13 protein-coding genes are annotated in these 13,361 nt (G+C 74.6%); 5 read left to right on the top strand and 8 right to left on the bottom strand.

The annotated features are described in order from the left end of the window. Nucleotides 1-111: 111 nt before the first annotated feature. From IEW07_RS15710 to IEW07_RS15700, 3 genes are all read right to left on the bottom strand, one after another. A complete protein-coding gene (locus IEW07_RS15710) occupies nt 112-1,470 on the bottom strand; it encodes a PFL family protein (protein ID WP_229741900.1) in 1,359 nt (452 codons plus the stop codon). A 40-nt stretch (nt 1,471-1,510) separates the two neighbouring features. Continuing rightward, nucleotides 1,511-1,780 (bottom strand): ACT domain-containing protein, encoded by a 270-nt coding sequence (locus IEW07_RS15705; protein WP_188538937.1) that lies wholly within the window; start codon nt 1,778-1,780, stop codon nt 1,511-1,513. Nucleotides 1,781-1,969: 189 nt separating this feature from the next. Beyond that, nucleotides 1,970-2,131, bottom strand: a complete 162-nt coding sequence (locus tag IEW07_RS15700) for a hypothetical protein (protein WP_188538935.1) — start codon at nt 2,129-2,131, stop codon at nt 1,970-1,972. Nucleotides 2,132-2,437: 306 nt separating this feature from the next. Between IEW07_RS15700 and nirB the strand changes: the two genes are divergently transcribed. From nirB to IEW07_RS15685, 3 genes are all read left to right on the top strand, one after another. Then, nucleotides 2,438-5,164 (top strand): nitrite reductase large subunit NirB, encoded by a 2,727-nt coding sequence (nirB, locus tag IEW07_RS15695; RefSeq protein WP_188538933.1) that lies wholly within the window; start codon nt 2,438-2,440, stop codon nt 5,162-5,164. A gap of 2 nt (nt 5,165-5,166) precedes the next feature. Then, nucleotides 5,167-6,195, top strand: a complete 1,029-nt coding sequence (gene cobA, locus IEW07_RS15690; protein WP_188538932.1) for a uroporphyrinogen-III C-methyltransferase — start codon at nt 5,167-5,169, stop codon at nt 6,193-6,195. A gap of 257 nt (nt 6,196-6,452) precedes the next feature. Continuing rightward, nucleotides 6,453-7,937: a S8 family serine peptidase gene (locus tag IEW07_RS15685; RefSeq protein WP_188538929.1), complete on the top strand. Its 1,485-nt coding sequence runs from the start codon at nt 6,453-6,455 to the stop codon at nt 7,935-7,937. Between the two features lie 21 nt (nt 7,938-7,958). Here the strand turns inward: IEW07_RS15685 and IEW07_RS15680 are convergent, their stop codons facing one another. Next, complete coding sequence (locus IEW07_RS15680; protein ID WP_188538927.1) at nt 7,959-8,321, bottom strand: ArsR/SmtB family transcription factor; 363 nt, start codon at nt 8,319-8,321, stop codon at nt 7,959-7,961. Further along, nucleotides 8,296-9,555, bottom strand: coding sequence for an MFS transporter (locus IEW07_RS15675; protein WP_188538925.1), 1,260 nt, complete (start codon nt 9,553-9,555; stop codon nt 8,296-8,298). The genes IEW07_RS15680 and IEW07_RS15675 overlap by 26 nt, the downstream gene beginning before the upstream one ends. 301 nt (nt 9,556-9,856) lie before the next feature. Between IEW07_RS15675 and IEW07_RS15670 the strand changes: the two genes are divergently transcribed. Then, the gene (locus IEW07_RS15670) at nt 9,857-10,420 is read left to right on the top strand and encodes an ABC transporter substrate-binding protein (RefSeq protein ID WP_229741899.1); all 564 of its coding nucleotides are present in this window, start codon (nt 9,857-9,859) and stop codon (nt 10,418-10,420) included. A 64-nt stretch (nt 10,421-10,484) separates the two neighbouring features. Here the strand turns inward: IEW07_RS15670 and nrdH are convergent, their stop codons facing one another. After that, nucleotides 10,485-10,760: a glutaredoxin-like protein NrdH gene (nrdH, locus tag IEW07_RS15665; protein ID WP_229741898.1), complete on the bottom strand. Its 276-nt coding sequence runs from the start codon at nt 10,758-10,760 to the stop codon at nt 10,485-10,487. Continuing rightward, complete coding sequence (locus tag IEW07_RS15660) at nt 10,745-11,542, bottom strand: SDR family oxidoreductase (RefSeq protein WP_188538923.1); 798 nt, start codon at nt 11,540-11,542, stop codon at nt 10,745-10,747. Before IEW07_RS15660 ends, nrdH begins: the two co-directional genes overlap by 16 nt. A gap of 176 nt (nt 11,543-11,718) precedes the next feature. On the opposite strand from IEW07_RS15660, the gene IEW07_RS15655 reads away from it, so the two are divergent. Continuing rightward, on the top strand, nt 11,719-12,390 hold the full coding sequence (locus tag IEW07_RS15655; protein WP_188538921.1) for a hypothetical protein: 672 nt from the start codon (nt 11,719-11,721) through the stop codon (nt 12,388-12,390). Here IEW07_RS15655 and IEW07_RS15650 read toward each other — a convergent pair. Next, nucleotides 12,387-13,316 carry an NADP-dependent oxidoreductase gene (locus IEW07_RS15650; protein ID WP_188538919.1) on the bottom strand — a complete coding sequence of 310 codons (930 nt, stop codon included), beginning with the start codon at nt 13,314-13,316 and terminating at the stop codon, nt 12,387-12,389. The genes IEW07_RS15655 and IEW07_RS15650 overlap by 4 nt on opposite strands. Nucleotides 13,317-13,361 lie beyond the last annotated feature (45 nt).

The following is a 13,361-nucleotide window of genomic DNA, read 5'->3' as shown; positions in this document are numbered from 1 at the left end:
CTGGGGGAGTTCGCGGGATGGGGGCCGGGCGGCGCGCGGCGGATCGGTTCTCGGGCGGATCGGTTCTCGGGCGGGTCGGTTCACGGGCGGGTCGGTTCTCGAAGGAGCGGCTCAGTTCTTGAAGGAGTGGACGGGGGCGGGGACGCGGCCGCCGCGGGAGACGAACGCGGTGCCGCCGAACCGGTTGACCGGCAGCACCGGGGCCCGGCCGAGCAGCCCGCCGAACTCGAGGGTCTCCCCCACCCCGAGGCCCACGGCCGGGATGACCCGGACCGCGGTGGTCTTGGAGTTCATCACGCCGATCGCGGCCTCGTCCGCGATCATCGCGGCCAGGATCGGGGCCGGGGTGTCCCCGGGGACCGCGACCATGTCGAGGCCCACGGAGCAGATCGCGGTCATGGCCTCGAGCTTGTCGAGCGAGATCGCGCCCAGCTGGACGGCCTCGATCATCCCGATGTCCTCGGAGACCGGGATGAAGGAGCCCGACAGCCCGCCGACGTGGCTGCACGCCATGAGGCCGCCCTTCTTCACGGCGTCGTTGAGCACCGCGAGCGCCGCCGTCGTCCCGTGCCCGCCGATCCGCTCCACGCCCATCTCCTCGAGGATCCTGGCCACCGAGTCCCCCACCTCGGCGGTGGGCGCGAGGGAGAGGTCCACGATGCCGAACGGCACCCCGAGGCGCTGCGCGGCGAGCCGGCCGACGAGCTGGCCGGCTCGGGTGATCTTGAACGCCGCCTTCTTCACGGTCTCGGCGACCACGTCCAGGGGGGCGCTGCGCACGCCCTCGAGGGCGCGCTTGACCACGCCCGGCCCGGAGATCCCCACGTGCACCTCGACGTCGGGCTCCTCCACCCCGTGGAACGCGCCGGCCATGAAGGGGTTGTCGGAGACCGCGTTGGCGAAGACCACGAGCTTGGCGCAGCCGAAGCCGTGCCGGTCCGCCGTGAGGTCGGCGGTCTCCCGGACCACCTCGCCCATCCGGGCGACCGCGTCCATGTTGATCCCGGCCCGGGTGGAGCCGACGTCCACGGACGCGCAGACGGTCTCCGTGGTCGCCAGGGCCTCCGGGATCGAGTCGATGAGGGTCCGCTCCCCCGGCGTCGCGCCCTTGGAGACCAGCGCGGAGAAGCCGCCGATGAAGTTCACGCCCACGGCGGCGGCCGCGGCGTCGAGCGTGCGGGCGAACGCCACGTGGTCGGCGTCGCCGCTGGCCCCCGCCACGAGGGCGATCGGGGTGACCGACAGGCGCTTGTTGACGATGGGGATGCCGAGCTCCGCCTGGATCCCGTCGGCGACCTCCACGAGCCGGGCGGCGTGGCGGACGATCTTGTCGTAGATCTTCCGCCGGGCCCGCTCGCCGTCCTGGTCGGCGCAGTCGAGCAGGGAGATGCCCATGGTGACGGTGCGGATGTCGAGCTTCTCCTCCTCGATCATCCGGAGGGTCTCGAGAATGCTGTCGGTGCGGTCCACGGGGTCTTTCGGGTCGGGGGACGGGGTGCTGCCGGCCCGGTCAGATGGTGTGCATGGCCTTGAAGATCTCCTCCGACTGCAGCTGGATGCTCAGCCGCTCCCGCTGCTCGACCTCCCGCACCGCCTCGCGGACCTCCTGGATGCTGCGCTCCGAGCCGCCGAGGTCGACGAGGAAGATCGCGGTGAAGTACTCGTCCATGAGCGTCTGGGAGACGTCGAGGATGTTGACGCCCAGCTCGGCGAGCTTCGTGGTCACGGCGGCGAAGATCCCGACGTGGTCGAGACTGGTGACGGTCATGATGGCGCGCATGGCGGGGCTCCCTGGCAGGCGGTGCGGGTTGCTCGTCATACTCTATGCCGGTCCCGCTCCATGCCGGTCCCGCGGCCCCCGTGCGGACGGCGGGGGCCCCGGGGGACGCCGACCGTGGCGTCCCCCGCGGCCCCCGAGAAGGATCCGCGCGGCGCGGGGAGGACTGCGCCTCCGGCGCCGCGGACGCGGCTACCGCCGCTTGTTGAGGAAGCTGCGCAGCTTGCCGCCGAAGCCCCCTGTGGTGGGCCGTCCGGCCCTCCCGGCCCCGCGTGCTCCCGTGCCCCCGGTTCCGCGGCGGGTCCCCCCGCGGGACGTCCCGGTGGCCTTCCGGAGGAAACTGTTCAGGTCCACGGTGAACTCCTTGTGTCGCCGTCCCGACCGACTGTCGTCAGGTCGTCTCCGACTCTACGCCCGTCCCGGGAGAGCGGCCACAGGCAGTCCCCCCGATGCCGATCGGGGGCGCCCGGAGAGCGGCGGCGGACCCGCACGGCCCCGGATGTTGCGGGGATGTGAAGAAGGCCTGACAGGGGCCCGGGCCGCGGGTGATCCCGAGGTTGCACCCCCGTCACGAGGGGGACGCGACCGCGAAACGACCGCTTCATAGCGTGGAGTCACGGACTTCTTCGGGACCCCTTCCCCGGCAGGAAAGGCAGCGCCATGACCACTGTTCACCCCACCAGCAGCGCCCGGAGCGGCGCGGACGGCCCGCGCCGGATCGTCGTGGTCGGCGGCGGCCCGGCCGCGCACCGGTTCGTCGAGTCGATGTGCTCCCGCGAGACGGCGGGCACCTCGATCACCGTCCTGACCGAGGAGGCGCACCTGCCCTACGACCGCGTGGCGCTGAGCCGGGCGCTGACCGAGCCGGAGGTGGACCTCACCCTCGGCGAGCGCTCGCTGTGGGACCACGACGCGGTCACCCTCGTCACCGGCGCCCGCGCCGTGGACCTCGACCTCGCGGCCCGCGAGGTCGTCACCGCGACCGGGGACCGCCACCCCTACGACGAGCTCGTGCTGGCCACCGGCTCCAACGCCGCCCGGCTGCCGATCCCCGGCAACGAGCACACCTACGTCTACCGCACGCTCGAGGACGTGTGGTTCCTCCACCGCGAGGTCGCGGCGCTGACCGAGAAGCTGGGCCGCACGGTCGACGCCGTCACCATCGGCGGCGGCCTGCTCGGCCTGGAGGCGGCGGCCGGCCTGCAGCAGCTCGGCGCCGAGCCGCTCGTGATCGACGGCGCCCCCTGGCTGATGAGCACCCAGCTGGACGAGGGGGCCGGGCAGGCCATGGGCCGGCTCGTGGCGGACAAGGGCCTGACCGTGCACGGCGGCGTCTTCCCCCAGGAGGTCCTGACCGGGACCGGGCCCGACGGCGAGCCGGTGGTGACCGGCGTCCTCATGGCCGACGGCCGGCGCATCGAGGCGGACCTCGTGGTGGTCGCCATCGGCGTCCGGCCGCGCGACGAGCTCGCCCGGGCCGTGAACGACACCGCGGGCCCGGACGGCGAGCCGGTGTTCCGGCTGGGCCCGCGCGGCGGGATCGTGATCGACGACGGCTGCGCCACCGACGTGGAGCACGTCTGGGCCATCGGCGAGGTCGCCGCCTTCGACGGCATGTGCCTGGGCCTCGTGGCCCCCGCCAACACCATGGCCGAGATCGTCGCCGACCGGCTGCACGGCGGCGACGCCCGCTTCGGGGGCTTCGACACGGCCACCAAGCTCAAGCTCTCCGGCGTGGACGTCGCGTCCTTCGGCGACGCCTTCGCCAAGGCCGACGGCGCGCTGGAGGTCGTGTACGCCGACCCCGCCCGCGGCGTCTACCAGAAGGTGGTCGTCTCCGACGACGCCAGGACCCTGCTCGGGGGCATCTTCGTGGGCGACGCGTCCCCGTACTCGGCCCTGCGCCCCCTGCTCGGCCGGGAGCTGCCCGCCGAGCCGGGCGCGTTCCTCTCCGCCGCCGGCGCCGGGAGCGCGCCGGAGACCGAGCTGCCCGACGACGCCGTCCTGTGCTCCTGCAACAACGTCACCGCCGGCACGTGCCGCTCCGCGGTGCACGGCACCGGGCCCGACGGCGGGGCCGTCGACCCCGCGCTGGACATCGCCACGCTCAAGGGCTGCACCCGGGCGGGCACGCAGTGCGGGTCCTGCGTCCCGATGCTCAAGAAGCTGCTCGACGGAGAGCTCGTGAAGGCGGGCCTGACCGTGGACAAGGGCCTCTGCGAGCACTTCCCCCTGTCCCGGCCCGAGCTGTTCGAGGCGGTCCGGGCGCTGGACCTCGGGTCCTTCTCCGAGGTCCTCGCCCGGTTCGGCACGGACGAGGCCAGGCAGGGCCACGGCTGCGACATCTGCAAGCCCGCCATCGGCTCGATCCTCGCCTCCCAGCGCGACGAGTACGTGCTCGACGCCGGCCGCGGCGGCCTGCAGGACACCAACGACCGCGCCCTGGCGAACATGCAGCGCAACGGCACGTACTCCGTGGTCCCGCGCATCCCCGGCGGGGAGATCACCCCGCAGAAGCTGGCCGTCATCGCGAAGGTCGCCGAGGACTTCGGCCTCTACGTGAAGCTGACGGGGGCGCTGCGCATCGACATGTTCGGGGCCCGCCTGGAGCAGCTGCCCGAGATCTGGCGCGAGCTCGTGGAGGCCGGCTTCGAGTCCGGCCACGCCTACGGCAAGGCCCTGCGCAACGTGAAGTCCTGCGTGGGCTCCACGTGGTGCCGCTTCGGCGTGCAGGACTCGGTGGGCATGGCCATCGCCCTGGAGCTGCGCTACCGCGGCCTGCGCTCCCCGCACAAGTTCAAGATGGGCGTCTCGGGCTGCGCCCGCGAGTGCGCCGAGGCCCGCGGCAAGGACGTCGGCGTCATCGCCACGGACCAGGGCTGGAACCTGTACGTGGGCGGCAACGGCGGCTTCCAGCCGGCCCACGCCCAGCTGCTGGCCCAGGACCTGGACGACGAGACCCTGGTCCGCTACATCGACCGCTACCTCATGTACTACATCCGCACCGCCGACCGCCTCCAGCGCACCGCCCGCTGGCAGGAGGAGCTCGACGGCGGGATCGACCACGTGCGCGCCGTCGTCGTCGAGGACTCCCTGGGCATCGGCGCGGAGCTGGAGGATGCCATGGCCCGCCACGTCGACCGCTACGAGGACGAGTGGGCCGCCACCCTCGAGGACCCCGAGCGGCTGCGCCGCTTCCGCTCCTTCGTCAACGCCCCGCACGAGGCCGACGAGTCGATCGTCCTGGTCGAGGAGCGCGGCCAGCGCCGCCCCGCGACCGCGGAGGAGCTCGAGCTGGCCGGCTCCGGGGCCGGCCCGGTGCTGCTGGGCGCCTCGATCCCCGTCCGCCCGGATGCGGCGCAACCCGCGGACACCGTGGAGGTCTGACCGTGGAGCTGAGCATCGACCTCAAAGGGCGGACCGTCCTGGTCGCGGGCCGCGCGGCGGTCGCCGACCGCGCCGTGCGCCGCTACCGCGCCGCCGGGGCCACCGTCCGCGCCCTCGGATCGCCGTGCGAGGATCCCGCGGCCCTGCTGCAGGGCGTCCACCTCGTCGCCGCCGTCGACGACGGCCGGCCCGGCTGGGCGGCCCTGGAGCGGGCCTGCCGTGCGCACGGCGTGCTCTTCGCCCGGGAGGAGCCGGCGCGCCACCGCGGCACCGTCACCCTGGTGGGCGGCGGGCCCGGCGCCGTCGGCCTGCTCACCCTGGACGCCGTCGAGGCGCTGCGGGAGGCGGACACGGTCCTCTACGACCGGCTCGGCCCGCACGAGACGCTCCCCCGGCTCGCGCCGGTGGCGGAGCTGATCGACGTCGGCAAGCGGCCGGGCCACCACCCCGTGGGCCAGCGCGGCATCGAGGAGCTGATGGTCGTCCACGCCCTGGCCGGCAAGCACGTGGTGCGGCTCAAGGGCGGGGACCCGTTCGTGTTCGGCCGCGGCGGCGAGGAGATCGCCGCGTGCGCCGCGGCGGGCGTGCCGTGCCGCGTCGTCTCCGGTGTCACCTCCGCCGTCTCGGTCCCGGCCGCCGCGGGCATCCCCGTCACCCACCGCGGCGTGAGCCGCATGTTCACGGTCGTCTCCGGCCACGCCCCGCTCACGGAGGAGGAGCACCGGCACCTGGCGGGGCTCGGCGGGACCGTCGTGGTGCTCATGGGGGTCGGCACCCTGCCGCAGCTCACCGCCGGCCTGCACTGGGCCGGGATGCGCGCGGACATGCCGGTGGCGGTCGTGGAGCGGGGCTACAGCGCCTCCCAGCGGACCACCGTCGGGAGCCTGTCGACGATCGTGGCCGACGCCGCGGCCGCGGGGTGCGAGTCCCCCGCGGTGCTCGTCGTCGGCGAGGTCGTGCGCACCGGCCTGGAGCTGCAGGGGGAGGTCGCGCGGCTGGCGGAGCTGGACTCCGCCCTGGGCGCCTCCTGACCGGCCGCCCCGCGCACGGGCCCCGCCGCCGTCCCGCGGCGGGGCCCGTGCGCGGCCGTCCCGGCGGTCCGGCCTCGGCGGGCGGACTGGACGAAGGTCCCTTCCCTTCCGCGAACGCGGGGACCTATCGTCGGGGAGCGCCGCTCCGGCGCCCCTCCCCTCCTCGTGATCGGTCGGCCGGCCCGGCCCCCACCGGGAGCTCCAGCGTCCCGCGCCGAAGCCGACGGCCCGGCCGACCCCTCCCGGAAGGACCCGCCTTGCGTCCTCGAGCCCGCCTCCTCGCCGTCACCGCGCTGTCCGCGCTGGCCCTGTCCGCCCTGCCGCCCGTCGCCTCCGCCGCTCCCGCCGTGCCGGCCGCCCCCGGGGACCGGACGGGCCAGGAGCAGTCCCGGTACCTGGTCCGCTACGCGCCCGGCACCGACGTCGCGGAGCAGGCCCGCGCCCTGCGCGCCGAGGGCAGGGCCGTCGGCCGCACGTTCTCCACCGCGGTGCGCGCGCTCGTCGTGACCACGACCCCCGCACGGGCGGAGGCCCTCGCCCGGGCGCCCCGGGTCGAGGCGGTCGAGCCCGACCTCCCCGTCCGGGCCTACGACACCCAGCAGTCCGCCCCCTGGGGCCTGGACCGCGTCGACCAGCGCTCCCTGCCCCTGTCCGGCACCTACACCGCCCCGGCCGGCGGCGCCGGGGTGGACGCCTACGTGGTGGACACCGGCGTGCTGGCCTCGCACGCCGACTTCGGCGGGCGCGTGGCCCAGGGCTGGAGCGCCGTGGCCGACGGGAACGGCACCGGCGACTGCAACGGGCACGGCACCCACGTGGCGGGCACCGTCGCCGGGAGCACCTCCGGGGTGGCCAAGGCCGCCACCGTCGTCCCCGTCCGGGTCCTCGACTGCGCGGGCGGGGGCTACATGTCCGACGTCGTCGCCGGGCTGGACTGGGTGGCCGCTCACCACGCGGCGGGCGCCCCCGCCGTGGCGAACCTGAGCCTCGGCGGCGGCGCCAGCTCCACGGTCGACGCCGCCGTCCAGGGCGTCGTCGACGACGGGGTGACGGCCGTGGTCGCGGCCGGGAACGAGAGCGTCGACGCGTGCACGGCCTCGCCCGCCCGGGCGCCGGCCGCGCTGACCACCGCCGCCGCAGACCGGTACGACCGGCAGGCGTCCTTCTCCAACACGGGAAGCTGCGTGGACCTCTACGCTCCCGGGGTGGGCATCACCTCGGCCGCGCACACCTCCACGACGGGGACCACGACGCTGTCCGGCACCTCCATGGCGGCCCCGCACGTCGCCGGCGCGGCCGCCCTGGTGCTCACCGGGAACCCCGGCTACACCCCCGCCCAGGTGGCCTCCGCCGTCAACGGGAGCGCGACGACGGGCGTCGTCACGGGAGCGACCGCGGGCACGCCGAACCGCCTGCTCTACGTGGAGCCGGGCGCCGCCACGGCGCCGGTGGCCACCGTGCCCGCGGCTCCGACGAACGTGCGGGCCACGGCCGGCAGCCGCTCCGCCGGCGTCGCATGGACCCAGGGCGCCGACGGCGGCTCGCCGCTGACGGGCCAGACCGTGCACGTCCACCGGGGCGGCACCCGGATCTTCAGCGGGACGCTCTCCCCCTCCGCCACGAGCGTGCGGATCACCGGGCTGACCGCGGGCGTCTCGTACTCGTTCTCGGTGGTCGGGACGAACGCGCTGGGCAGCAGCCCCGAGTCGGCGCGGTCCAACACGGTCACCGTGCTGCGCTGACCCCCGGCCCGAGCGCAGTGGTCAGCCGTGGGTGAGTTCGCCGGTGAGCCGGTGATCGGTGTGGTTGACGACCTCCCGCACCAGGCGCACGAGGTGGCCGTCGGGCACGGAGTAGATCACGTGCCGGCCCTCCTTGCGGGCCTCCACCAGCCCGGACAGCCGCAGCTTGGCCAGGTGCTGGCTCACGACCGTGCGGGCGGCACCGGTGGCCTCCACCAGTTCGGTGACGGTGCGCGGGCCCTGGGCGAGCTGCCACAGGAGGTGCAGCCGGGTGGGCTCGGCCAGCATCCGCAGCGTGGCCGCGGCGCTCTCCAGCAGCTCCGCTCCCGGGGCGACCGGGTGCACCAGGGAGGGGTTCTCAGGCGTCGGGTTCACGGGAACCATCCTCCCCCACCGCCCCTGCGGTCTGCGGCGGGGCGACGGGGCGGGGCCAGGAGACCACCGCCGCGACCGCTCCCAGGGCGGCGACGGCGGTCAGGACCAGCGCAGCCGGTCCGAGCCCGGCCCGGGCCCCCATCCACCCGGCGACGGGGTAGGTGAGGATGAAGCAGGCGTGGGAGAGGGAGAACTGGGCGGTGAACACATAGGGGCGCGTGTGCTCGTCGGAGGCGTCGCGCAGCACCCGGGCCGACGGGGTGAGGACGGCGGAGGTCCCCGCCCCCAGCGCCAGCCACAGCCCCAGCAGCACCCCCCACCCGGCACCGTCCCGGTAGGACAGCACGGTGGTGGCGGCCATCACCGGCGGGATCAGAGCGGCACCGGTGAGCATGAGCGCCCGGGTGCCGGACCGCTCGAGCAGCTTCGGGGCGGCCAGGGCCACGAGCATGGACCCGACGCCGTAGGCCGCCAGCGCGATGGCCAGATCCGCCCCGGGCCGGCCCAGCACGTCGCGGACGTAGACCACCGAGTTCACCAGCACCAGGGCGGTGGGTGCGGCCACGACCAGGTCCAGGGCCAGCAGCGACCGCAGGCGAGGAGTCCGCCAGAAGATCCGGGCCCCCAGAGTGGTGCGGTGCCACACCGAGCCCTGGCCCCCGGCCGGGGTGCGGGAGGCCGGCAGGGCGGTGGTGGCCACCATCAGCGCCGAGGCCACGAAGCCGGCCGCGGTGCCCAGGAACAGGTCGTGGTAGCTCAGCACGCTCAGCGCCACGGCCGCGGCAGCAGGACTCACCAGGGCCTCCAGGTCGTAGGCCAGGCGGGAGAGGGAGAGCGCGCTGGTGTAGTCCCGTTCGGCCGGCAGCACCGCCGGGATCACCGCCTGGAAGGCCGGGGTGAACGTGGCCGAGGCCGTCTGGAGGAGGAAGACCACCGCGTAGACCTGCCAGACCTCGGTGATGAAGGGCAGGCACAGGGCCATTCCCGCCCGCACCGCGTCGGCTCCGATCAGCACCGGCCTGGTCGGCAGTCGCGCCACCAGGGCGTTGATCACCGGGGCCACCCCGACGTAGGCGATCATCTTGATCGTCAGTGCCGTGCCCAGCACCGCCCCGGCACCGGCTCCGGCCAGGTCGAACGCCAACAGCCCCAGGGCCACGGTGAGCACCCCCGTGCCCAGCAGGGCGACCATCTGGGCGGTGAACAGGTGCCGGTAGGTCCGGTTCCGCAGGACCGTGAGCATGACCCCACCCTTCAGTGCATATGTGCGTAGGTGTGCACATCAAAGGTAGTGCGCGCCGCTCCGCCTGCCAACCTCCGCCCCATCGGGGCGGCACGCGGATCCTCAGCGGGACGCCCCCCGGCACCCCCAGCTGTTTGCTTGAGCACCTGGCCCGCGACGAGTACTGTGCACGATTACTTGCATTGAATTGCATTGAATTGGCGCCTCGTCCGTTCGCCCTGACCCCCGCTGCAGGGCGGCATCCACCGGAAGTCCCGGCTCGACCCAGCAGGCCTCGCCTGCCCCGAAGGGGAGATCTACCATGCGCACGAAATTCACGGTTCCGCTCACCGCCCTCGCCCTCGCCACCACGATGGCGGCAGGGCTCTCGGTCCCCGCCTCCTACGCCGCCCCTCCGCCGGCGGTCGGCGCCGCCCAGCCGGTGACGGTCGAGCCGCTCGACATCACGGCGCCGGCCACCGGCACCGAGGGGGCGGGGATCTTCGAAGGCACCTTCACCGTCACCGACTTCGTGGTGGAGAACGGACAGCTCGTCGCCAACGGTGTGGTGGCAGGGCAGTTCACCGACAGCGACACCGGCGCGGTCACCGCAGTGCCGGCGGAGGCCGTCGGCACGACCGTCACGGCCGCCGGGTCCGGAAGTTCGTGCGGCGTCCTCGACCTCGACCTCGGCCCTCTCCACCTGGATCTCCTGGGCCTGGTCGTCGACCTCGACGAAGTGGTTCTCGACGTCGTCGCCGAGCAGGGCCCGGGCAACCTGCTGGGCAACCTGCTGTGCGCCGTCACCGGTCTGCTCGACGGCGGCGGCCCGCTCACCGGCCTGACCGCCCTGCTCGACCGGATCAACGGCCTGCTGGGCCGCTAGGGCAGCGGACGGAGGGAGATGACGCCGGGGCGGGCGGCCGTCGGGCCGCCCGCCCCGGCTGTCCCTAGCCGGTCCGCCGGCGCGCGAGGGCCAGGATCCGGTCGGGCCGGTAGCCGGACCAGTGCTCCGTGGCCGTCTCCACCACCGGGACCTGCTGGTGGCCGAGCTCCCGCACGTGGGCGAGGGCGTCGTCGTCGACCGTGACGTCCACCAGCCGGAAGGCGATGCCCTTCCGCCCCAGGGCCCGGACGGTCGCCTCGCACTGCACGCACGAGGGCTTGGTGTAGACCGTCACGGCGGCCGCCCCGCCGGGCGGGGCGCTGCTCAGCCCCTCCGCCACTCGTCGCTCGTGAGGTGCGAGCCCGCCTGCGGGCCCATCTGCTCCATGCCGCCGTCGACCACCCAGGACGCTCCGGTCACGTAGGCCGAGGCCGGGGAGGCCAGGAACGCGATGACCGACGCGACCTCGCGGGCGTCGCCGGGCCGGCCCAGCGGCACGCCGGGACGGTGGGTGCGCCGCGGGTTCTCGTCCTCCTGGCCCGTCATGGGTGTGGCGATCTCGCCCGGCGCCACCGAGTTCGCGGTGATCCCGTGCTCGCCCAGCTCCAGGGCGATGGTCTTCACGAGCCCGCCCAGCCCGTGCTTGGCGGCGTCGTAGGCGCTGGAGCCGACCCGGGGCAGGTGCTCGTGGACGCTCGTGACCGCGATCAGCCGTCCGCCGCGCCCCGCCCCCACCATGTGCCGGGCCGCCGCCTGCAGGCACACGAACGCGCCGTCCAGGTCCGTGGCCACCACCTTGCGCCAGGTGCCCAGCGACGTCTCGAGGAACGGGACGTTCGCGCCGGTGCCGGAGTTGTTGACGAACACGTCGACCCCGCCGAGCCGCTCGACGAGGGAGTCCACGACCGCCCCGCAGCCCTCCAGGTCCGTGGCGTCCAGCTGCGCCACCACGGCCTTCCGGTCGTAGCTGCGCACCTCCTCGGCGGTCCGCTCGGCGCCGGCCTCGTCCCGGTGCCAGGTGATGCCGACGTCCATGCCCGCCGCTGCGAGGGCGACCGCCGTGGCGCGGCCGATGCCGGAGTCCGAACCGGTCACGATGGCCGTTCGGGGGGTGAAGTCCATGGTCGTGTCCTTCCGTCTGGTCGCCGGCCCGCCGTCGGGCAGGGGCCGGATCCATCAGCCTACGTCCGGTCGTGCCCGCCGCACAGGGAGCCGCCTGTTGCGGAGAACCACGGGGGAGAGGAACCTTGTGGATGCACCGTTGCCCGGAGCATGCGGACGCCGACGAGGAGAACGTCATGGCACAGCAGGAACCGTCAGGCGCGACCACCCCTGGGGGATCGGAGGCGGCCGCCCCCGGGAGGTCCGGGGCGACCACTCCCCGCGGGCGGCGCCACGAGGTCGTCGCCGCGGAGAGACGGGAGTTCGGAGGGGTGAAGCTCGGCTGCGCGTTCTTCGGCTGGATGACCGCCACCGGCATCGCCGTGCTGCTCACGGGCCTGCTCGCCGCGATCGGCACGGGCGTGGGCGTGACGACCACCAGCGACCCCGGCCGGATCGCCGAGCAGATCGCCCAGGACGCGGCGACGGTGGGGATCCTCAGCGGGATCGCCCTCGCCGTGATCCTGTTCGTCGCCTACTTCGCCGGTGGCTACGTGGCCGGGCGCATGGCCCGCTTCGACGGCGCGAAACAGGGCGTGGCCGTGTGGGTCTGGGCGATCGTCATCGCCGTCGTCCTGGCGGTCCTCGGCGCCGTGGCGGGTGAGCAGTTCAACGTCCTGGGCGAGCTGAACAGCTTCCCGCGCATCCCGATCGGCGAGGGCGCCCTCACGACGGGCGGGATCATCGCCCTGGTCGTCGCCGTCCTGATCCCCCTGCTCGCCGCGGTGCTCGGCGGACTCGCCGGGATGCGCTTCCACCGGAAGGTCGACCAGATCGGGATCGACCACCAGGCCGGGCTGACCGGCTAGAGCTCCAGCACCAGCCGGCCGCGCACGCCCCCGGCCTCGAGCCGGCGGTGGGCCTCGGCGGCGTCCTCGGCGGGGTACACGCCGGCCACGCGCAGGGTCAGCACCCCGTCCTCGACGTACCGGCGCAGCAGGTCCAGCTTGTCCCCGGAGTGGTACTCCCGGGGCACGCTGATCCGGTGCACCGTGATGCCGCGGCCGGGGTCCCCCTCCCAGTGCCGGACGGTCGCGAAGCCGCCGCCGTCCCGCACCGCCGGGGCGGCCTTCTCGTTGAGCACGGCGGCGTCCACGAGGGCGTCCACGCCGTCGGGGAAGAACTCCCGGATCCGCTCGGCGACGTCGTCCCCGCGCGCCACCACGTGGTCGGCGCCGAGGCTGTCGACGAGCTCCAGGTCCTGCTCCGACGCGTCGGCCACGACGGTCAGCCCCTCGTGCTTGGCCAGCTCCACCACGTAGTTGCCCAGGACGCCCGCGGCCCCGGTCACGGCGAGGACCTGCTCGGGCTGCAGGTCCAGCGACTCCAGGATCTGCAGGGCGGTCAGCCCGTTCATGGGCAGCGTGGCCGACGCCGCGAAGTCCGCGTCGGCGGGAACGCGGGCGATCGAGTCGTCCGGGGCGATCAGGTACTCGGCGTACGCGCCGCCGTGCTCGCCGCGGGGCAGGGCGATGCCCATGACCGCGGTCCCGGGGCGCCAGGCGCTGCCCTCCCCCACCTCGTCGACGATGCCCGCGGCGTCCATCCCGGGCACGTGCGGCGGGCGGCGCTCACCCATCGGCTGCCGGCCCGCGCGCAGCAGGGTGTCGGTGGGGCTCACCGCGGCCGCCTTCACCCGGATCCGCACCTCCCCCGGTCCCGGGTGCGGGTCCGGGACCTCGTGGACGGCGAGGGCCTCCGGCCCTCCGAACTGCTCGACTCCGATGACTCTCATGCCCTCACAACCCGGCGCCCCGCTCCCCCATTCCGCCCGGTCCCG

This window comes from Kocuria dechangensis (assembly GCF_014636775.1).
In the GTDB taxonomy this organism is placed as follows: Bacteria; Actinomycetota; Actinomycetes; order Actinomycetales; family Micrococcaceae; genus Kocuria; species Kocuria dechangensis.
This window is presented reverse-complemented; position numbering and strand designations above follow the sequence as displayed.

Excerpts from the sequence above, each read along its gene's own strand:
- IEW07_RS15705 (WP_188538937.1), bottom strand. The coding sequence starts at position 1,780 with ATGCGCGCCATCATGACCGTCACCAGTCTCGACCACGTCGGGATCTTC.
- IEW07_RS15680 (WP_188538927.1), bottom strand. The coding sequence starts at position 8,321 with ATGGTTCCCGTGAACCCGACGCCTGAGAACCCCTCCCTGGTGCACCCG.
- nirB (WP_188538933.1), top strand. The coding sequence starts at position 2,438 with ATGACCACTGTTCACCCCACCAGCAGCGCCCGGAGCGGCGCGGACGGC.
- IEW07_RS15675 (WP_188538925.1), bottom strand. The coding sequence starts at position 9,555 with ATGCTCACGGTCCTGCGGAACCGGACCTACCGGCACCTGTTCACCGCC.
- IEW07_RS15670 (WP_229741899.1), top strand. The coding sequence starts at position 9,857 with ATGCGCACGAAATTCACGGTTCCGCTCACCGCCCTCGCCCTCGCCACC.
- IEW07_RS15650 (WP_188538919.1), bottom strand. The coding sequence starts at position 13,316 with ATGAGAGTCATCGGAGTCGAGCAGTTCGGAGGGCCGGAGGCCCTCGCC.
- IEW07_RS15660 (WP_188538923.1), bottom strand. The coding sequence starts at position 11,542 with ATGGACTTCACCCCCCGAACGGCCATCGTGACCGGTTCGGACTCCGGC.
- IEW07_RS15655 (WP_188538921.1), top strand. The coding sequence starts at position 11,719 with ATGGCACAGCAGGAACCGTCAGGCGCGACCACCCCTGGGGGATCGGAG.